The following is a 19,841-nucleotide window of genomic DNA, read 5'->3' on the forward strand; positions in this document are numbered from 1 at the left end:
CGCTCATGAAACTCGCGCTGATGTCCGACCTGCACGGCAACCGGCAGGCCACCGAAGCCGTCTGGCAGTTCCTGCTGGAACAGGGCTTTGACCAACTCGCCTTGCTGGGTGACTATGTCGACTACGGCGCAGACCCCGGCTGGGTGTGCGAATTCGTGCAGGCGCGAATGGCCGAGGGTGCGGTGGCCCTGATGGGCAATCACGACGAAGCGATGGTGAGCAGCGGGGCGCAGGGCATGGCAGACCATGTGCTGCCCTCCCTGCAATGGACCCGCACGCAGCTCTCCCCTGCACAACGGCAGTGGCTGGCCAGCTTGCCTCTGACTGCACAGGTGGGGCCTTGTCACCTGGCCCATGCCAACACGCACCGTCCTGGCGACTGGGGCTACATCCTGGGCCGTATGGACGCTGCCGCCAGCCTGCACGCCAGCCCGGCTCCGTACGTGTTCTGTGGCCACATGCACGAGCCGCAGCTTTTCCACCTCACGCCCACGGGGAAAACGGGCGACTTCACGCCGGTGGACGGCGTGCCCATCCCACTGTCACCGGCCCGGCGATGGCTGGCCATACCGGGCTCGGTGGGACAACCCCGTGACGGCAACCCCGCTGCCTGCTGCGCACTGTTTGACACCGATTCAGGCACGCTGACTTTCCACCGCGTACCCTATGACCATGCCGAAGCCAGCCGCCGCATCCAGGCAGCGGGGCTGCCGGCCTTCCTCTCTGAAAGGTTGCTGCATGGCCGATGACACCACCCAGGAACCTGCAGGGCACAAACTGAGCGCTGGCCAGCAGATTGACGGCTTCCTGCTGGGCGAACGGCTGCACCAGGGCGGCATGGCCTCGCTGTGGCAGGTGCACTGGGCCGACCCTTCGCAAGACACCACCGGTGGGATGTCCCTGCTGATGAAGGTGCCTCGCATCAAGGGCGGTGAAGACCCCGCCACCATTGTCGGTTTCGAGGTCGAGCAGATGATCATGCCGCGGCTCAGTGGCCCGCACGTGCCACGGTACGTGGCGCGCGGCGATTTCATCCGCCAGCCTTACATCGTCATGGAACACCTGCCTGGCGAGACGCTCAAGGCAAGGTTCGACAAGGCGCCGCTGCATGTGGACGAAGTGACCGAGATCGGCACGCGGGTGGCGCAGGCCCTGCATGCGTTGCACAACCAGCATGTGGTGCACCTGGACATCAAACCCAGCAACATCATGTTCCGCCCCTCTGGCGAAGCCGTGCTGGTGGATTTCGGACTGTCCCGCCACGACCAGCTGCCCGACCTTCTGGAAGAAGAGTTCAGCCTGCCCATGGGCACCGGGCCCTACATGTCGCCCGAACAGGTGCAGTTCGTGCGCAACGACCCCCGAAGCGATCTGTTCGCGCTGGGGGTGCTCATGTACCACCTGGCCACTGGCGAGCGGCCCTTCGGGCAACCCAGCTCCGTGTCGGGCCTGCGCAAGCGCCTGTACACCGACCCGGTGCCGCCTCGCACGTTGGTGCCCACCCTGCCCCGCTGGTTTCAGGAGGTGGTGCTGAGGTGCCTGGAGGTGGATCCGGCCCAGCGGTACCAGAGCGCAGCACAACTGGCCCTCGACCTGCAGAACCCTGATCAGGTGGCCCTGACCGGTCGGGCCGAAAAACGCAAGACAGCAAGCAGTTTCACCACGCTGGGCCGCTGGTTCAAGGCCATGGGCGCCGAGCCCCAGCACAACGGCACCGCCACCGAGCAGCTCGACAAGAGCCCCATCATCATGGTGGCCGTTGGCGTGAAGTCGAGCACACCCGAACTCGACAACAAGCTGCGCGCGACCGTGCGGCGCATCCTGCAGATCGAACCGGGTGCGCGTCTGGCCTGCGTCAGCGTCATGAAAATCAACCGGGTGGGCATGGACAAGCTGACCGACGAGCAGGGCAACAGCCTGCACGTGACGCAACTGGTCGCCATCAAGCACTGGGCCCGCCCACTGCAGCAAGGTCTCGGCATGAACGATCAGCGACTGACCTTCCATGTGCTGGAAGCGCCAGACACAGCCTCTGCGCTGGTCGAGTTCGCCACCCGCAACCAGGTCGACCACATCGTGATGGGTGCGCGCGGCAACTCTGCCATGCGCCGTTATCTGGGCAGCGTCAGCGCGCAGGTGGTGGCTGAAGCCGAGTGCTCGGTCACGGTGGTTCGTGCATGACCCAAAAGGCGATCACGGGTGAGCGCCCGTCAGGCGCTGCACCCAGGCCAGGCGGGCCAGAGGGCAAGCTGTGGTTGGCTCAGTGGCCCAGCACAGGCCTTCGGCCTGCAGCAGCCGCTCACCGACTGGCCAATGGACAAGGGGCATGCAATCGACCTTCAGCCAGACAGGCACCCCGACTGGAGATGCGTCAAAACGTCTGAGCATTCGGCCTTGCGTGGCCACCAGCGTACCCCGGACCCAGTCGGGACGAACCCAGGCCTCAGGATGTGCATCCATGAACGCCTGAATCCGCTCACGCAGCAAGCGCTCGGGCAAGCCAGCTTCTTCGATCTGGAGAACGTGGCTGCCTGCCACAAAGCTCAGGCCCGGATGGATGCCCAGCACGGGGTCTTCCAGCGGCATCCAGAGGGACACCACACACTCCCCCCAACGGCGCGCACAGCCTCCGCCAGCGAAACCCGCCGGATGGCGCGGTTGCGGCCGACCCACCATCGAATTGAGCACCACCCACTCGTGCTGGCCAGTCAGTTGATGCAAAAGCGCCTGCACAGCCTGCTGACGCAGCACACGACACAAAGCCGCGCTCAGTGCCGGCTCTTCGCCTCGGACAGGACTGTTTCGCACGCTGCCGTGCGTGAGCTTTGATGGCTGCACGGCCAGAAAGCCGGCCAGCAACTGATCGAGCAGACGCGGCTCCAGTGCCTGCTCCTGCACATGCAGCCCTTCCCATGCGAACCGGTCTGCCACCGAGCGCACGCCCTGACGCCGTTGCCGCCACATGAGCTCTCCCATCCATGATTCTTGTGTGTTGTGTGAATCATGGTAACGAGCCCAAGGGGGCTCGTGCGCAGAGAACCCCCGGGATGGGCGGCACCCGAAGGAGGGGACCGCGCAGGAGTCAGCCCTTGCGGACTCGACGGGCAAAGACCGTTGCGACCATCAGGCCGAGTCCAGCCAGCCAAACGCCTGCTGGCTCAGGCACGGCCGCAGCTGTACCCAGGTAGCGATAACCATTGCTCGATGCAAAGCTGTAGCCCTCATCAAGGCGCAAACCAATGTAATCCGAATGGCTGGCATCGGTTGTCAGTGCACAGTTGGCCAGATGAAAGCAGCGAGCGCCGCTGTAGATCGTGAAGGACAGATCAATGTCGACCCCAGTGGGCACCTGAAGCGACAGGAGCACTTGGCCCGTGTAGCGACCGTTGTCCACATCGCCATTGCTGTACACGCCGTTCGGTCCGCCAAGAGCCCACTCCTTGAACAGACCCTTGTCTGCAGACGCAGTGAATGTCAGCTTTTGCTGGGCCTCTGGTGGGCAGAACACGCCGTCCGAGCCAAAGTCCTGGCACTGTGCGTTGGGATCGAAAGCGGGGTTGTCAGTGACATAACTGGCTGTCACGTACCGGGAGGAGTCCACCTGCATGAAGTGGCTGATCTGCCCCACACGCTCAAACGGCGACAAACCCAGGCCGGAAAACGTGGTGTCGTAATCCATGGTCAAGGTCAAGGTGGCCAATGCTCCTGGACCGCTGATCCGGACCGTGTCATTCATGTCCAGTCGGGCATAGGACTCGCTGATGCTGGTGGGCACAGAGCCGGTCATTTGCACCGAGTTGATCGCCTTGAAAACACCAGCGACCGGATCGGCCCAGGCATTGACCGACGCAATCACGCCGTCAGAGTTGATGGACTGTAGACCACCCGTGGTCAGGCCGCCCTGGCTGAAATCAGGCGACTTGTAGTTGAACGTCTGAGTGTTGATGTTTTCGGCCGCGAGCCCCCAAGCGAAAGTCGCAGGGCCAGCGGTGGAGGATGCAAGTGCAGCCTGACCGAGTCCCAAAGTGGCCGAGGTGACCAACAAACCTCGGATGGCCATTTGAACGGGGGATGACATGAGGAATGCTCCTGAATGCTTTGTGGTGAATGATGCGGGTTTATACCAGCGCACCATCACCCATCGACCGTGCGCATGCTCCGAACACCCGCTTGAGGGGTCAGCCGAGCGCCTGCACGCGCAACACCTTCTGGAAGGCGTCGACCGCCTTGCCCTTGCGAGCGCGCTTGCCGACATGGGCCTCGTAGGCGCTGTTGCGCACGTCGTCTTCCTTGGGCTTGGCGCCTCGGCCCAAGCCGATCACCCGCACGCCCTTGAGCACACTGGCCACCGACAGCAGCGGCGCCTTCCTGGCGTCCACTTCCATCAGGGTCAGGCCACGCCCACCATTGGGCTGCTGCTTGAGTTCGTCCAGGCCGAACACCAGCATGCGGCCATCGGCGCACAGGCAGGCCACCTGGGTGTGTTCAGGCTTCACACGCACGGGCGGCAACACGGCATCTCCCTCGTCGAGGGTCAGGAAGCCCTTGCCGCCCTTCTGGCGGGTGGTCAGGTCACCCAGCTTGGCCAGCAGGCCGAAGCCGCCACTGTTGGCCAGCAGCACGACCTGCTCGGGGCTGCCCGCCAGGTAATGCTGGGGCTGGGTGCCACTCTCCAGCTCGATCATGGTGGTGATGGGGGCCCCGTCACCGCGGGCACCCGGCAGGCCGCTGACGGGCACGCTGTACACACGGCCGTTGCTGCCAAAGATGATCAGCGGGTCCACCGTGCGGCATTCGAAGGTGCCGTACAGGCCGTCGCCGGCCTTGAAGGCAAAGCCGGCCGGATCGTGCCCATGGCCGGTGCGCGCACGCACCCAACCCTTTTCAGAAATGACCACCGTGACCGGCTCATCGATCACCTTCACCTCGGCCACGGCACGCTTTTCGGCCTGGATCAGGGTGCGGCGCTCGTCGCCGTACTGCTTGGCGTCGGCTTCGATTTCCTTGACGACGGTGCGGCGCAGGGTGGCCGGGCTGCCCAGGATGTCGTCCAGCTTGGCCTGCTCGGCGCGCAGCTCGGCCAGTTCCTGCTCGATCTTGATGGCCTCCAGACGGGCCAGCTGACGCAGCCGGATTTCGAGGATGTCCTCGGCCTGACGGTCGCTCAGCTTGAACCGCTCGATCAGCGCGGCCTTGGGCTCGTCGCTGTTGCGGATGATCTGGATCACCTCGTCGATGTTCAGCAGCACCAGCTGACGGCCTTCCAGCACGTGGATGCGGTCGAGCACCTTGCCCAGGCGGTGCTGGCTGCGGCGGGTGACGGTTTCCAGGCGGAAGCCGATCCATTCGGTCAGGATCTGGCGCAGGCCCTTCTGGGTGGGCCGGCCGTCGGCGCCCACCATGGTCAGGTTGACCGACGACGAGCTTTCCAGGCTGGTGTGGGCCAGCAGCGTGGTGATCAGTTCCTGCTGGCTGATGGTGCGGCTCTTGGGCTCGAACACCAGGCGCACCGCTGCCTCTTTGCTCGACTCGTCGCGCACGGCATCGAGCACCGACAGCACCGTGGTCTTGAGCTGGGTCTGCTCGGCCGTCAGGGCCTTCTTGCCTGCCTTGACCTTGGGGTTGGTCAGCTCTTCGATCTCTTCCAGCACTTTCTGGGCGCTGGTGCCAGGCGGCAATTCGGTGACCACCAGTTGCCACTGGCCACGGGCCAAGTCTTCGATCTTCCAGCGGGCGCGCACCTTCAGGCTGCCACGGCCGCTGCGGTAGGCATCGGCAATGTCCTGCGGGCTGGAGATGATCTGCCCGCCGCCCGGGAAGTCAGGGCCCGGGATCATCTCGAACAGCTCGTCGTCGGTGAGCTTGTCGTTTTTGATCAGGGCCACGGCCGTGGCCGCCACTTCACGCAGGTTGTGGCTGGGGATCTCGGTGGCCAGACCCACCGCGATGCCGCTGGCGCCATTGAGCAGCACGAAGGGCAGGCGCGCCGGCAACTGGCGAGGCTCTTCGGTCGAACCGTCGTAGTTGGGCACGAAGTCGACCGTGCCCATGTCGATCTCGTCGAGCAGCAGGCGCGCAATGGGGGCCAGGCGGGCTTCGGTGTAGCGCATGGCGGCGGCACCGTCACCGTCGCGGCTGCCAAAGTTGCCCTGGCCGTCGATCAAGGGGTAGCGCAGCGCGAAATCTTGCGCCATGCGCACCATGGCGTCATAGGCGGCCGTGTCACCGTGGGGGTGGTAACGGCCCAGCACATCACCCACCACGCGGGCGCTCTTGACTGGCTTGGCCCCGGTGTTTCCGGAAAAGGCCAGGCCCATGCGGTCCATCGCATACAGGATGCGGCGCTGTACAGGCTTCTGGCCGTCGCACACATCGGGCAGCGCACGGCCCTTGACCACGCTCAGGGCGTACTCCAGGTAGGCGCGCTCGGCGTATTGGGACAACACCAGCGCGTCGGCCGGGTCGGAAGGCGGGTTGAAGTCGATGGTTTGCTGGGTCATCGTCAGGGACAAGGGCGGAACGCCAAGGCGCCCAAGTCTAATCCCACCATCAGGCCTGGCTGTGCACCTTGCCTCGCGCTTTTTGTGCCGCCCAAGCCACCACAGCAGTCAGGCAAGTGCCCCAGACGATGTCCACCACCGTGATCAGCTCGCTCCACCCTTTGAGCACGGCCAGGTTGGTCAGGTCGTAGGTACCGTACACCAACAGGCCCAGCACAGCCCCCCGCGTCAGGGCTGTTCTGGGTGTCACCGCCCCGCCAGTCATCCAGACCACGCCCACAGGGTAGCCCAGGTAAAACAACAACGCGGGGGCCCAGCGCGGTGATTCCAGCAGCAGTGACCCTACTTCACGGGCATACAGGTCTTTGGCTGCGAGACCCAGCCACAGCCCGTCCAGCAAGAGAAACAGTGCAAGGCCTGCCGCATGACTGCGCCACATGTTGATCTCCGGTTGGAATGATGCGCCAGTCTAGCCAGCACAATCGCCTCACACCTGGCGCATGGCTCAAGCCACCAGACGTTCCGGGGGCATCAGCATGCTGCGCGAGTCTCCGCTCCAAAACAACTGCGCAAACTCGTCTGACATGGCCACCAGGTTACCGTCTGGCCAAGACACATCGGGGTGCAGTTCGCGCAAACCATAACCTGGTCGCCGGAACAGCCCCCATCGATGCAAGTCAGGCACAAACTTGAACAATCGGTAACCCTTTGGCAGCAACGACCCCGTGTTCACGCACAACTGTCGCTCGTTGCCGGACCACTCGAAAAACACCACCGGTCGATCGCGGTTCAGGGTGAACTGAAGCCCCTTCAGCACTTCCGGCTCAAACCCCTCGGTGTCAATTTTGATCAGGTGCACGGGATCCGATGTGGACAGCGCTTCATCACCTCGCACAATCGGTAACTTGATCTCAGCACCGCCTTCACCGGCCACGAAACTTCCAGTGCCGGTGTTGTGGTCCCAGGGCTTGAAAAAGTAGCGTGTTTCGGTCTGTTCGCCGAGGGCATGCTCGAACAGCGACACGTTACAGAGTCCGTTCAAATGCACCTTCTCGCGAAATTTGACCAACACCTCCTGAAAGGGCTCGAACGCGAGCACGCGCCGAACCCGTGATGCCACACTCAGCGTGTGGTGGCCAATGTTTGCACCCACATCGACAAAAACCGGTGACTGCATGCACGAAAGGCAGTCGTGAATGAACTTGAGTTCCGATCGCTCATAAGCGCCGAAGTAATAAACATGCCAATCCAGCATGGTGTTGAAATTGCCCCGGTAGCGCATGCCGTAGAAGGGCACCTCAAAAAACTCGGAAGCGTGTGCGTGAGGGGGGTCAAAGGCCCGAATCAAACGATATCGCAAGCCATAGCGCAACCACTGCGCGTGACCAAGCGCGCGCAAAAAGCGTCGAACAAACATGAACGTTCCCTGTGAATGATGTCAACACAGGCTCTGCGGCCTGCCACAAGCACACTATCTCAATGACATCACCAGGCACCGATCGATTTCCCTGCCCCACCCGAATTCAGGGATCAGACTGCATGGACCGCGCGATCAGGTAGAAAGCCAAGCCAGTCGCCACGCCGGGTGCCAGCCCCAGCAACAAGGCGATCCAGCCATGACGCACACCCTTTGCTCGGGCCTCGTGGACCACCCAAACCGCCAGAATCAACCAACAGGTGATGGCATCGAGAGCGTACCCAGCGGCGTAGGGGTTCACAAAGCCGGCCAGCAAGGCGCCTGCCACGTCGGGGTTGACCAGTAACGGAGGCAGCACCATCACGCAGAAAGCGCCCGCAAAGGCACCGCCCAGCAGGGCCACCAGTGTGATGAATGTGGACCGGGACATCGCAGGCTCCAGGGCATGAACGATGCCGCCATGGTGCACCAAGTCGGCACTGCCCACGGGCCGCGAGGCTGCTGGCGTGACAAAAACACCTCAGGCAAGATGTTCACCTTGCTCCCGACTTCACGCCTTCGCCGGCCTCGCACCGTGTCCCGTCACGACGACATGAACCACACCCCAACCGACCGCGTGCAGCGCATGGCCCTTGGCTTGCTCCAAGCGCGCCAGCAGGGCGAACCCTTCACCCCGCCCGCCGATTGCGTCGACCTGAACGTGGACGAAGCCTATGCCGTTCAGGCCCTGGTGGGCGAAGGCATGGGCTGGTTTGCCCAAGGTGTGCCCGCCTGGAAGGCAGGTGGCTCGCCGACAGTGTCGGCGGCGCCCTTGCCAGCCGTTCACCCCAGCCCGGGACGCTGGCAACCCGTCGTGGCCCGCAACACCCGTGAATGGCTCATTGAGGCCGAGGTGGCCTTTCGCCTAGCGCGTGCACCGCAAGGACCCGATCTGGCGACCGATGTGGTGGCCGCCATTGGCACAGTGGCCGTGGCCATCGAGGCGATCGACACCCGGCTCGGCAGTGGTCTGAGCGGCTCACCCAGCAACTGGAAGCTGGCCGATCAGGGGGTGCACGGCGTGCTGGTGATCGGGCCAGAGCAACCCGCACAGCCCTGGCTGCGCTGGGCGCCCGAGGCCTGGGGCCAACTGGCCTGGCAGATCGATGTGAACGGCCACACCGCGCAGCAGGCACAGGGAGGGCTGCCGGCGGTGGAGCCTCTGGGCGCCTTGCGCTGGCTGGCCATGCACGCCGCCGAGCACACCGGAGGGCTGAAAGCGGGTGACGTGGTCACCACAGGCGCCTGGGGCATGGTGCGCGCGCGTCGGGGCGAAGTGGTCGATGTGCGCTTTGGCGGCCTGGGCCAGGCCCGACTCACGCTGGACTGACGGGGCCCATGCGGTGGCCTTCTGTCCATGGCCACCGGAACAGCGAGACAATTCGCGCTGTGTCCCTGACTTTCTGCCCCTGCCCATGAAAACCTACGACCTCGAACTGCAACGCATCAAATCGGCCAAGCATGGCCACGGGCTCATCGAAATCGGCGTGGACATGCTGGTGCTGCCCCGGTCGTCGAAAGACGAGTCGACCGTGAGCAACCTGTCGATGGCGGTGGACGACGCCCGCACCTTGCTGATTCTGTTGAAGCAGCAACTGGCCGAAATCGACGCACTGAACCCGCGCAGCCGCCGTTCGGGCCGCTGCTGAGCCGCTTTTTTCGGGGACGTTTCACCCCGCGGGAACCCAAGTGCCTGCCCAACCGGGATAATCCGGCATGAGCAATGCAATCACTGGCGGCCCTTCGTTCGGCAGCCTGGCGCTTTCCGCCCCCATGCAGGCCAACCTGCAGCGCCTGGGCTACACCGCCATGACCCCCATCCAGGCCGCCAGCCTGCCCCTGGCGCTGGCCGGCCATGACCTGATCGCCCAGGCCCAGACGGGCAGCGGCAAGACGGTGGCCTTCTCGCTGCCCCTGCTGGCCAAGATCGACACCTCGCACTTCGAGGTGCAGGCCCTGGTGCTGTGCCCCACCCGCGAGCTGGCCGACCAGGTCACCACCGAGCTGCGCCGACTGGCCCGCGCCGAAGACAACGTGAAGGTGCTGACGCTGTGCGGTGGCACGCCGGTGCGCCCGCAGATCGAAAGCCTGGCCCACGGCGCACACATCATCGTGGGCACGCCGGGCCGCGTGCTGGACCACCTGGGCCGCGACACGCTGAACCTGGGCGCCCTGCGCACCCTGGTGCTCGACGAAGCCGACCGCATGCTGGACATGGGTTTTTCTGACGACATCGCCCAGGTGGCCTCGCAATGCCCCAAGCAACGCCAGACCTTGATGTTCTCGGCCACCTACCCCGAGGGTGTGTCCGGCCTGGCCAAACGCTTCCTGCGCGAGCCCAAGGAAGTGAAGCTGGCCGACAAGCGCGACCACAGCCAGATCCGGCAGCGCTTTTACGAAGTGACCGATGGCGAGCGCCTGCACGCCGTGGGCTTGCTGCTGGACCACTTCCGCCCGGCCAGCACGCTGGCCTTCTGCAACACCAAGCAGCAGTGCCGCGACCTGGTGGCCGTGCTGCAAGGCCAGGGCTTCGTGGCGCTTGAGCTGCACGGTGACCTCGACCAGCGCGACCGCGACCAGGTGCTGGTGCGCTTTGCCAACGGCAGCTGCAGCGTGCTGGTGGCCACCGATGTGGCCGCCCGCGGCCTGGACATCGCCCAGCTGGAGGCCGTGATCAATGTGGACGTGTCGCCCGACACCGACACGCACACCCACCGCGTGGGCCGCACGGGCCGCGCCGGTGAATCGGGCTGGGCCTTCACCCTGGCCAGCCTGGACGAGATGGGCCGCGTGGGCCGCATCGAAGAAGCACAGGGCCGCCCCAGCGAGTTCCACCCGCTGAGCGAGCTGACGCCCGCGACCGACCCGCAGCCCCTGCGCCCACCCCGTGTGACGCTGCAGATCCTGGGCGGCCGCAAAGAAAAGATCCGCCCCGGCGATGTGCTGGGTGCACTGACCAAGGACATGGGCTTGGCCGGCCCCCAGATCGGTAAGATCAATGTGAACGAGTTTTCCACCTACGTGGCGGTGGACCGGGACATCGCCGCCAAGGCCCTCAAGGGCCTGAACGCGGGCAAGGTCAAGGGCAAGAGCGTGAAGGCACGGGCCCTGTGAGCATGACCGACCTGCCCACCCCCACCATGTCGACCGCCCCGTCGAACACCCAGTCGACCCCATTCGCAGCCCTGGGCCTGTGCGAGGCCCTGCTGCAAGCCGTGACCGACGAAGGCTACGAATCGCCCACGCCCATCCAGCAGCAAGCGATCCCGGAAGCGCTGAAGGGCCGCGACGTACTGGCCACGGCGCAAACGGGCTCGGGCAAGACCGTGGCCTATGTGCTGCCCATCCTGCAGCAGCTGGAAGATGCCTTCCTGCGCTCGCCTCCGCCCGGGCTGCTGGGCCGTGGCCCCCATGCTCGCCACAGTGAGCGCCGCAAGACGCACGCCCTGGTGCTGGTGCCCACGCGCGAGCTGGCCCAGCAGGTGACCGAAACGGTGCAGGCCTTGTCCAACCCGCTGATGACGCCGCTTCGCTGGGGCTGTCTGCACGGCGGCGTCTCGATCAACCCGCAGATGCTGGGTTTGCGCGCCGGTGCTGACATCGTCGTGGCCACGCCAGGACGCCTGCTGGACCTGATCGAACGCAACGCCCTGCGCCTGGACGATGTGAAGACCCTGGTGCTCGACGAGGCCGACCGGCTGCTCGATGGGGGCTTTGCCGACGAACTGGAGCGGGTGCTGGCCCTGCTGCCCCTGCGCAAGCAGACACTGATGTTCTCGGCCACCTTCCCTGCCGCGGCCAAGGACCTGGCCGAGCGCCTGCTGCACCGCCCGGCCCGCATCGACGTGCCCAGCGAACCCGAGCAGGCCCCCGACATCACGCAACGTGCCCTGGTGGTCGACGCCGACAAGCGCCAGCCGCTGCTGCGCCACCTGCTGAAAACCGAGGCCTGGCCCCAGGTGCTTGTGTTCGTGGCCACCCGCCACGGCTGCGAGGTGGTGGCCGACAAGCTGCAGCGCCACGGCTTTGCGGCCGCCGCCTTCCATGCCGACGCCAGCCAGGGCACACGCCGTGAGGTGCTGCAAGCCTTGAAGAACCGCGACCTGCAGGTGGTGGTGGCCACCGACCTCGCCGCCCGTGGCATCGACATCGCGCAACTGCCGGTGGTGGTGAACTTCGACCTGGCCCGCAGTGCCGATGACCATGTGCACCGCATCGGCCGCACCGGCCGTGCCGGGGCCAGCGGGCTGGCCGTGAGCTTTGTGCCGCTCGAGGCCGAAGCGCATTTCAGGCTGATCGAGAAGCGTCAGGGCCAGCGGGTGCCGCGGGAACAGGTGGTGGGGTTTGAACCCAGCACCTCAGGGCACACGCTCGACAGCGGCAAACTGCCCCCAGGCACAGGCGGCATCAAGGGCAAACGCAAGAGCAAAAAAGACAAGCTGCGCGAGGCTGCCGCTGCGACAGAGCGCAAGCTGCTTTGATCCCCCTCAGTCAGGGCCTGTTCAGCCTGGCGCTCGCTTTGACGGGCGTCCTATACTGCCCTGGCAAGCTTTCAACAACACCACACAGGGACAGCCCATGACATTCAAAAAGGCAGTGGTCGCCACGGGGGCCATGGCCATGGCGTGGGCCGCACAAGCTGCCACCGTCGAAGCCTCGTATGTGGGTCAGATCACGGGCACAGCGTCGCTGAACGAGACGGGCACTGTGCTGATCGGCGACCAGACCGTGCAGATCAACGATCTGTTGACCGGCGTGCTGTCATTCGACGACCAATTGCCCCGGGAAGCGCCTTCGTTCTGGGCACCCAATGTGACGACGTATCGCCAGTCGTCATCGATTGCGTCGGTGATCCAAACGGGCGAATCGTTGTTTGCCTCGGCTTCGACCTCCGGAAGTGTGACGATTCCAACCTCGACGATCCCGTTGCCTCCGCCCGTCAACGTGGTCAGCGCATCCCTCAATGCCACATCGATCGTGGGGACACCGAGCCTCAGCTGTCCGGAGGCCTGCAACCTGTTGACGGTCACGCGTGAGAAACTGGCCCAGCCCACGCCGTTCGGCGCGGTCGAGGTGCTCAGTTTCAGCTACGGCGTGAGCTCGTACGGCACGGGAGGGTTGTGCACCACTTCCTTGCCTGCCAACCAGGTGTCGTCGATCCAGTTCAGCTTCTACTACGACCAGCCGCTGCAGGGCACCGGGCTGCCCAATGCCCAAACGCTGGCGGCGTTCAAGCAAGGCGAGATCACCCTGAACATGGGCAATGGCGCGGGCGTGTTCGCGTCGATCCAGTCGCTGTCGCCGGTGCCTGAGCCGTCCACCTGGGCACTCAGCGCTCTGGGTTTGGTCGGTCTGGCGCTGGTGCGCCACCGCAAGGCCCAAGCCTGAACTTCGGACAACCACAAACGGTGCAAAAACAAGGGCCTCTAGAGGCCCTTGTTTCATTCAGCGCCCGGATGCCGAGCGATCGATGGCCGAGTGCTCAGATGTCCACATCCACCGCGTCGCCGTGCAGCTCCATCAGCTCGCGGCGGGCAGCGGCTTCACCCTTGCCCATCAGCTTGTTGAACGAACCTTCGGTGTTCCCAAAGCCTGGCTCGCCGTAGGTGACGGGCAGCAGGCGGCGGGTGTCGGGGTTCAGCGTGGTTTCCCACAGCTGCTCGGCGTTCATTTCGCCCAGACCCTTGAAGCGGCTGATGGTCCAGGCCCCTTCGCGGCAGCCCTCCTTGCGCAACTTGTCGAGGATGGCGGTCAGCTCGCCTTCGTCCAGCGCATACAGCTTGGCCGCAGGCTTCTTGCCACGCGCCGGCGCGTCCACGCGGTACAGCGGCGGGCGCGCGATGTGGATGTTGCCGTTTTCGATCAGCTTGGGGAAATGGCGGAAGAACAGGGTCAGCAGCAGCACCTGGATGTGGGAGCCGTCCACGTCGGCGTCTGACAGGATGCAGATCTTGCCGTAGCGCAGGCCCGACAGGTCGGGGCTGTCATTCGGGCCGTGCGGGTCCACGCCAATGGCCACCGAGATGTCATGGATCTCGTTGTTCTTGAACAGCAGGTCGCGCTCGACCTCCCAGGCGTTGAGCACCTTGCCACGCAGCGGCAGCACGGCCTGGGTTTCCTTGTCGCGACCCATCTTGGCACTGCCACCGGCCGAATCGCCCTCCACCAGGAACACTTCGTTGAAGGCCAGGTCGCGGCTTTCGCAATCGGTCAGCTTGCCGGGCAGCACGGCCACGCCCGAGCCCTTTTTCTTTTCCACCTTCTGGCCGGCACGCTGACGGGCCTGGGCCTGCTTGATGACCAGGTCGGCCAGCTTCTTGCCGTGCTCGACATGCTGGTTCAGCCAGAGTTCCAGCGCAGGCTTGACGAAGGTGGACACCAGGCGCAGCGCGTCGCGGCTGTTCAGGCGCTCTTTGGTCTGGCCCTGGAACTGCGGGTCCAGCACCTTGGCGCTCAGCACGAAGCTGGCGCGGCCGAAGACGTCGTCGGGCATCAGCTTCACACCCTTGGGCAGCAACGAATGCATCTCGATGAAGCCCTTGACGGCATTGAACAGGCCGTCTTTGAGGCCGGCCTCGTGCGTGCCGCCTGCCACCGTGGGAATCAGGTTGACGTAGCTTTCGCGCATGGGCGCGCCTTCTTCGGTGAAGGCCACGCACCAGGCCGCGCCCTCGCCTTCGGCAAAGTTCTCGCTCTCGTTGCCACCGGCATACTGCTCGCCCTCGAACAACGGGATCACGGCCTCGGCATTCAGGGTCTGGGTGAGGTAGTCACGCAGACCGCCCTTGTACAGCCAGGTCTGAACCTCAGGCTCTTTGCCGGTTTTTTCGATGGTCAGCGTGATGGTCACGCCCGGCATCAGCACGGCCTTGCTGCGCAGCATGTGCACCAGCTCGGCGCGGGGCAATTCGGCGCTTTCGAAGTACTTGGGGTCAGGCCAGGCGCGCACGGTGGTGCCGTTTTTCCGGTCACCGCTGGTGGCGGGCCGCACGGCCACGGGCTCGATCACGTCACCACCACTGAACGCGATGCTGGCGAACTGCTTGTCGCGGTAAACACCCACTTGCAGGCGGGTGGACAGTGCGTTGGTCACGCTCACGCCCACACCGTGCAGGCCGCCCGAAAAGCTGTAGGCGCCGCCGGAGCCCTTGTCGAACTTGCCGCCTGCGTGCAGGCGGGTGAAGACAATTTCGACCACCGGCACGCCTTCTTCCGGGTGAATGCCGAACGGGATGCCGCGGCCGTCGTCTTCGACGCTGATGGACGCGTCGGCGTGCAGTGTGACCGCGATGCGCTTGCCGTGCCCCGCCAGGGCCTCATCGGCCGCGTTGTCGATCACCTCCTGGATGATGTGCAGGGGGTTGTCGGTGCGGGTGTACATGCCCGGCCGCTGCTTGACGGGCTCCAGACCCTTGAGCACGCGGATCGAGCCCTCGCCGTAGGCGGCAGGCTGGGTGGCGGTTTTGGCGGCAGGCGCCTTGGCATTCGGCTTCGCAGACATCCCTGAATTCTTCCACGAACTGCCCCCCCTATGCTTTGGGATGGGTGAAAGTGCAGGCGGCGTGATACGGTCCACATCAGTTCAAGAAAACAGGGGAGGCCCTATGCATGTTGTCCGCACTGTGTTGCTGGGAACTGTGATGGCCGTTTGTCAAGCCACGGCAGAGGCCATCACCCTGACACTGAACACGCCAACACCTGCGCCTTATCTGCTGACTGGGCCGGTGGTGCACCCCAACGGACCGTTCGTGGATGTCTTCCAGTTTGAGGTGAACAGCGCAGACGCACTGAGCTTCTTGTGGCTGCTTCCCCAGACACATCTTGCATCCACGCAGGCTCGGCACGGCATCACGGGACTCCAGCTGGCCTTGTATGCCTTGCCCCATGGCGCCGCACCGTCTCTGGTGGGTGCAGGGCAACATCCAGCCATTCTGGGCAACGACCTGTCAGACCCTGTCAGTGCGACCCAGGTGGCCCTGTGGTCCAGCTTGGATTATGACCTGCGTGAATCGCTGTACTGGGAGGGGCGGCTTGCCCCCGGCACTTACGCCGCCACAGTCAGCGGCTGGGCAGGAGGCACCGATGCCGACCTCACTGGTGGTGGGGCCTATTTGCTCAAGTTGAGGGTCAGTTCGGTGCCAGAACCTGCCTCGGTGCCTTTGGCGCTGGCGGGTGCGGGCCTGGCGCTCGCTGTTCGCCGAATGAAGTCTGTCAGCCGAACAGGCCCAGCATGCGCTCGATGGCGGCCGAAAATGGCACCTGCATCATGGGCAGGGTCAACCACAGCCCGGTCAGGCCCACGCCAATGGTGATGGGAAAGCCCACCGAGAAGACATTCATCTGGGGCGCAACACGGGCCACCACGCCCAGCACCAGGTTGACCAGCAGCAGCATGGCCACGATGGGCAGCGACACCCACAGCCCCAGCTTGAACACCTCGGCGCCCCACACCTGGGGTTGGAGTTCTTTCAAGAAAGCCAGGGGCTCGGCGGCCACCGGGAAGGCATGGAAGCTTTGCACCATGGCCGCCGTCAGCAGCAAGTGGCCGTTCATCACCACGAACAGCCAGGCGGCGACCGTGCCGTAAAAGCGGCTGATGCTGGTGCTTTGCGTGGCCATGACCGGGTCGAAGAAGGCCGCGAAGTTCAGGCCCATCTGCAAGCCGACGATTTCACCCGCAAACTCGATGGCTGCGAACACGATGCGGGCCGCAAAGCCCACGGTGAGCCCGATCAGCACCTGCTGCAGCGCCACCGTGAAGGCCATGCGCGAGTTCAGGTCGATGGGCGGCATCTCGGGCATGGAGGGTTGCGCGGCCACCACCACCAGCAGGCTCAGGCCGATCTTCACGCGGCGGGGAATGCCTTTGAGCGACAGCACCGGGGCCGTGGTGAACAGGCCCATCAAACGCAAAAAAGGCCACAGCCAGGGCGTGATCCACGCCATGACCTGGGCTTCGGTGAAGGTGATCATGGGATGAGGCCGATGCGAGGGGCTGCGGGCTCAGCCCACCACGTTCGGGATGTTCATCAGCGTCTGGCGAATGAAGTCGACCAGGGTCTGCAGCATCCAGGGGCCGGCAATGCCCAGCGTGGCAAAGGCCGCCAGCAGCTTGGGCACGAACGACAAGGTCTGTTCATGGATCTGCGTGGCCGCTTGCAGGATGCTGACCACCAGGCCCACACCCAGCACCACCACCAGCAGCGGCGCCACCACGGTCAGCAGCACCAGCAGGCCGTCTCGGGCGATGGTGAGCACTTGTTGATGGTCCATGGGGGCCTCGTGGGGTTCAGGTGGCAAAGCTGGCGGCCAGCGAGCCGAGCAGCAGGTTCCAGCCATCGGCCAGCACGAACAGCATCAGCTTGAAGGGCAAGGCTACCATCACGGGCGAGAGCATCATCATGCCCAGGCTCATGAGCACGCTGGCCACCACCATGTCGATCACCAGAAAGGGAATGAAGATCAGGAAGCCGATCTGGAAGGCCGACTTGAGTTCACTGGTGACGAAGGCGGGCACCAGCACGCGAAAGGGCACAGTCTCGGGCTTGAGTTCACCGGAATGCTTGGCCAGCTTGGCGAACAGCTCCAGGTCGGACTGGCGGGTCTGCTTGCCCATGAAGCTGCGCATGGGCACCTGGCCACGCTCCAGCGCCTCGTTGAAGCTGATCTGGCCGGCCGAGAATGGCTCGTAGGCATCTTTGTAGACCTTGTCGATGGTAGGCCCCATGACAAACAGGGTCAGGAAGAGCGAGAGGCCAATGATGACCTGGTTGGGTGGCGCCGTGGGTGTGCCGATGGCCTGGCGCACCAGACCCAGCACGATCACGATGCGGGTGAAGCCCGTCATCATCAGCAGGATGGCCGGCAGGAAACCCAGGGTCGTGAAGAACAGCAGGGTCTGGATGGGCACCGAATAGCTGCCACCACCCCCCTGCCCCACCAGCAAGGGCAAAGTGGCCGGAGGGCTGGCGGTCTGGGCGGTGGCCAGCAGGGGCAAGGCCATCAAGGCGCCCAGTGTCAGAGCCTGGAGGGGGCGCTTCATGCGGCATCTCCCTGAACAGCAGCAGCCGCCGCTGCATGGTTCACCTGTTGAGCCAGTGCCTGGGCGAAGGCCGGCTGGCCCGCGCCTGCGTGCAGCACATGCAGGGTCTGGATGCTGTGAGCGGTCACGCCGATCACCAGGCGGGTGGCCTCGGCGCCCTGCCCCACCTCGATGGTCATGATCCGCTGGCCCGGGCCCAGGCCCAACTGCGCCAGTGTCTTGATGCTGTGGGCAGCAGGCACTGCACCTTTGGGCTGCCAGCCCGAGCGCTTGAGCAGCCACAGGGTGGCCGGGATCAGCGCCAGCACCACCACGAACCAGAACATCATCAGGCCGGCAGATTGCATGAAATGGGGCTCCAGGGGCCGGTCAGGCTCACATGCCGCGGCTCAGGCGCCGCATGCGTTCGGAAGGGGTCACGATGTCGGTCAGGCGGATGCCGAACTTGTCGTTCACCACCACCACCTCACCCTGGGCGATCAGGAAGCCGTTGACCAGCACGTCCATGGGCTCGCCAGCCAGGGCATCGAGTTCCACCACCGAGCCCTGCGCCAGCTGCAGGATGTTCTTGATGGGGATGCGCGTGCGACCCAGCTCCACCGTGAGCTGCACGGGGATGTCCAGGATCATGTTCAGGTCGTTCTGCGTCTGGGGCGCAGGCGACGAACCGAAATTGGCGAAGGTGGCCGGGGTGACCTGCGGGGCAGCTTCGGTCACTTCCGTGGCCGTGGCGGTGGCTGCACCGCCGGAGGTTTGCTGGGCCAGTGCAGCTTCCCATTCGGCCGCCATGGCGTCTTGCTCGCCGCCGCCGTCGCTTGGGGGGAATTCGTTGTCACTCATGGGTCTGTTCTCCAAGCCAGGTCAGCCCGGTGTTGGTCAGCATGTTTTCCACCCGCAGGGCGTACTTGCCGTTCGAGGTGCCGTAGTAGCACTCCATGATCGGCACGCCGTCGACCTTGGCTTCCACCAGGGGGTTCAGGTCCAGTTCGATGAAGTCGCCAGGCTTGAGCGCCAGCAGCTGCTCGACCGTGGCCGGTGCATGGGCCAGGTCGGCCACCAGGTTCACGGTGGCCGACTGGATCTCGCGGCTCAGCAGCTTCACCCAGCGACGGTCGGGTTCGGTCGAGTCACCCTGGATCGACGAATACAGGATGTCACGGATGGGCTCGAAGGTGGAATAAGGAATGCAGAAGTGGATGGTGCCGCTGGTGTCACCAATTTCGAGCGTGAAAGAAGTGCACACCACGATCTCGCTGGGTGTGGCGATGGTGGCGAACTGCGGCTGCATCTCCGAGCGCTGGTACTCCAGCTCGATCGGGTAGATGCCCTTCCAGGCCTTGGCGTATTCGGCGCTGATGACTTCCACCAGGCGCAGGATGACGCGCTGCTCGGTGGGCGAGAAATCGCGGCCTTCGATGCGGGTGTGGAACTTGCCGGCCCCACCGAACAGCGAATCGATGATGGCGAATACCAGGGTCGGGTCACACACCACCAGACCCGAGCCACGCAGGGGACGCACCGCCATGATGTTGAAGTTGGTGGGCACCACGATCTCGCGCAGGAAGGCACTGTACTTCTGCACCTTGATGCCACCCACCGACACTTCGGGCGACTTGCGGATCAGGTTGAACAGCCCCACCCGGATGTTTCGGGCGAAGCGCTCATTGATGATCTCCATGGTGGGCATGCGCCCACGGACGATCCGTTCCTGATTGGCCAGGTCGTAGTCGCGAATGCCTTCCTTGGGAACATCTTCCTGTTCCAGTTTCTGGCTTTCGCCTGTGATGCCCTGCAACAGGGCATCGACTTCGTCTTGCGACAGGATCTGGTTGCTCATGGCCGT

21 protein-coding genes are annotated in these 19,841 nt (G+C 64.6%); 8 read left to right on the forward strand and 13 right to left on the reverse strand.

Annotation, left to right across the window (positions count from 1 at the left end; translation table 11 throughout):
- Positions 1-5: 5 nt before the first annotated feature.
- Positions 6-749 carry a metallophosphoesterase family protein gene (locus EYS42_RS00160; protein WP_130965860.1) on the forward strand — a complete coding sequence of 248 codons (744 nt, stop codon included), beginning with the start codon at positions 6-8 and terminating at the stop codon, positions 747-749.
- A complete protein-coding gene (locus EYS42_RS00165; RefSeq protein WP_130965861.1) occupies positions 739-2,181 on the forward strand; it encodes a serine/threonine protein kinase in 1,443 nt (480 codons plus the stop codon). The genes EYS42_RS00160 and EYS42_RS00165 overlap by 11 nt, the downstream gene beginning before the upstream one ends.
- A gap of 12 nt (positions 2,182-2,193) precedes the next feature.
- Here the strand turns inward: EYS42_RS00165 and EYS42_RS00170 are convergent, their stop codons facing one another.
- From EYS42_RS00170 to EYS42_RS00195, 6 genes are all read right to left on the reverse strand, one after another.
- Positions 2,194-2,976 carry a hypothetical protein gene (locus tag EYS42_RS00170; protein ID WP_130965862.1) on the reverse strand — a complete coding sequence of 261 codons (783 nt, stop codon included), beginning with the start codon at positions 2,974-2,976 and terminating at the stop codon, positions 2,194-2,196.
- A 106-nt stretch (positions 2,977-3,082) separates the two neighbouring features.
- Positions 3,083-4,078: a PEP-CTERM sorting domain-containing protein gene (locus tag EYS42_RS00175; RefSeq protein WP_130965863.1), complete on the reverse strand. Its 996-nt coding sequence runs from the start codon at positions 4,076-4,078 to the stop codon at positions 3,083-3,085.
- Between the two features lie 100 nt (positions 4,079-4,178).
- Positions 4,179-6,500, reverse strand: a complete 2,322-nt coding sequence (parC, locus tag EYS42_RS00180) for a DNA topoisomerase IV subunit A (protein ID WP_130966482.1) — start codon at positions 6,498-6,500, stop codon at positions 4,179-4,181.
- Between the two features lie 49 nt (positions 6,501-6,549).
- A complete protein-coding gene (locus EYS42_RS00185) occupies positions 6,550-6,939 on the reverse strand; it encodes a DUF2177 family protein (protein ID WP_130965864.1) in 390 nt (129 codons plus the stop codon).
- 66 nt (positions 6,940-7,005) lie between these two features.
- Entirely contained in the window at positions 7,006-7,917 is a 912-nt protein-coding gene (locus EYS42_RS00190; RefSeq protein WP_130965865.1) for an FkbM family methyltransferase, read from the reverse strand.
- Between the two features lie 106 nt (positions 7,918-8,023).
- The gene (locus tag EYS42_RS00195) at positions 8,024-8,347 is read right to left on the reverse strand and encodes a DUF2834 domain-containing protein (protein ID WP_130965866.1); all 324 of its coding nucleotides are present in this window, start codon (positions 8,345-8,347) and stop codon (positions 8,024-8,026) included.
- Between the two features lie 162 nt (positions 8,348-8,509).
- Here EYS42_RS00195 and EYS42_RS00200 point away from each other — a divergent pair, with 162 nt between their 5' ends.
- From EYS42_RS00200 to EYS42_RS00220, 5 genes are all read left to right on the forward strand, one after another.
- Positions 8,510-9,286 carry a fumarylacetoacetate hydrolase family protein gene (locus EYS42_RS00200; protein WP_165456583.1) on the forward strand — a complete coding sequence of 259 codons (777 nt, stop codon included), beginning with the start codon at positions 8,510-8,512 and terminating at the stop codon, positions 9,284-9,286.
- An 85-nt stretch (positions 9,287-9,371) separates the two neighbouring features.
- The gene (locus EYS42_RS00205) at positions 9,372-9,605 is read left to right on the forward strand and encodes a hypothetical protein (protein WP_130965868.1); all 234 of its coding nucleotides are present in this window, start codon (positions 9,372-9,374) and stop codon (positions 9,603-9,605) included.
- 67 nt (positions 9,606-9,672) lie between these two features.
- Entirely contained in the window at positions 9,673-11,070 is a 1,398-nt protein-coding gene (dbpA, locus tag EYS42_RS00210) for an ATP-dependent RNA helicase DbpA (protein WP_130965869.1), read from the forward strand.
- A gap of 2 nt (positions 11,071-11,072) precedes the next feature.
- Entirely contained in the window at positions 11,073-12,437 is a 1,365-nt protein-coding gene (locus tag EYS42_RS00215) for a DEAD/DEAH box helicase (RefSeq protein ID WP_245503443.1), read from the forward strand.
- 97 nt (positions 12,438-12,534) lie between these two features.
- Positions 12,535-13,344 carry a PEP-CTERM sorting domain-containing protein gene (locus EYS42_RS00220; RefSeq protein WP_130965870.1) on the forward strand — a complete coding sequence of 270 codons (810 nt, stop codon included), beginning with the start codon at positions 12,535-12,537 and terminating at the stop codon, positions 13,342-13,344.
- Positions 13,345-13,438: 94 nt separating this feature from the next.
- Here EYS42_RS00220 and EYS42_RS00225 read toward each other — a convergent pair whose 3' ends face one another.
- Entirely contained in the window at positions 13,439-15,457 is a 2,019-nt protein-coding gene (locus tag EYS42_RS00225; RefSeq protein WP_130965871.1) for a DNA topoisomerase IV subunit B, read from the reverse strand.
- Positions 15,458-15,596: 139 nt separating this feature from the next.
- On the opposite strand from EYS42_RS00225, the gene EYS42_RS17460 reads away from it, so the two are divergent.
- On the forward strand, positions 15,597-16,268 hold the full coding sequence (locus EYS42_RS17460; protein ID WP_425358855.1) for a PEP-CTERM sorting domain-containing protein: 672 nt from the start codon (positions 15,597-15,599) through the stop codon (positions 16,266-16,268).
- Here EYS42_RS17460 and fliR read toward each other — a convergent pair.
- From fliR to fliM, 6 genes are read right to left on the reverse strand one after another with little or no spacing between them, the layout of a single operon-like run.
- Entirely contained in the window at positions 16,168-16,929 is a 762-nt protein-coding gene (fliR, locus tag EYS42_RS00235) for a flagellar biosynthetic protein FliR (protein ID WP_130965873.1), read from the reverse strand. The genes EYS42_RS17460 and fliR overlap by 101 nt on opposite strands.
- 30 nt (positions 16,930-16,959) lie before the next feature.
- Positions 16,960-17,229 carry a flagellar biosynthesis protein FliQ gene (gene fliQ, locus EYS42_RS00240; RefSeq protein ID WP_130965874.1) on the reverse strand — a complete coding sequence of 90 codons (270 nt, stop codon included), beginning with the start codon at positions 17,227-17,229 and terminating at the stop codon, positions 16,960-16,962.
- Positions 17,230-17,245: 16 nt separating this feature from the next.
- Entirely contained in the window at positions 17,246-17,998 is a 753-nt protein-coding gene (gene fliP, locus EYS42_RS00245; RefSeq protein WP_130965875.1) for a flagellar type III secretion system pore protein FliP, read from the reverse strand.
- Positions 17,995-18,345, reverse strand: a complete 351-nt coding sequence (locus EYS42_RS00250; RefSeq protein WP_245503444.1) for a FliO/MopB family protein — start codon at positions 18,343-18,345, stop codon at positions 17,995-17,997. Before EYS42_RS00250 ends, fliP begins: the two co-directional genes overlap by 4 nt.
- A 28-nt stretch (positions 18,346-18,373) precedes the next feature.
- Positions 18,374-18,838 (reverse strand): flagellar motor switch protein FliN, encoded by a 465-nt coding sequence (gene fliN, locus EYS42_RS00255; protein WP_130965876.1) that lies wholly within the window; start codon positions 18,836-18,838, stop codon positions 18,374-18,376.
- On the reverse strand, positions 18,831-19,835 hold the full coding sequence (fliM, locus tag EYS42_RS00260) for a flagellar motor switch protein FliM (protein ID WP_130965877.1): 1,005 nt from the start codon (positions 19,833-19,835) through the stop codon (positions 18,831-18,833). Before fliM ends, fliN begins: the two co-directional genes overlap by 8 nt.
- Positions 19,836-19,841 lie beyond the last annotated feature (6 nt).

Source organism: Aquabacterium lacunae (assembly GCF_004310865.1).
GTDB classification, from domain to species: domain Bacteria; phylum Pseudomonadota; class Gammaproteobacteria; order Burkholderiales; family Burkholderiaceae_C; genus Aquabacterium; species Aquabacterium lacunae.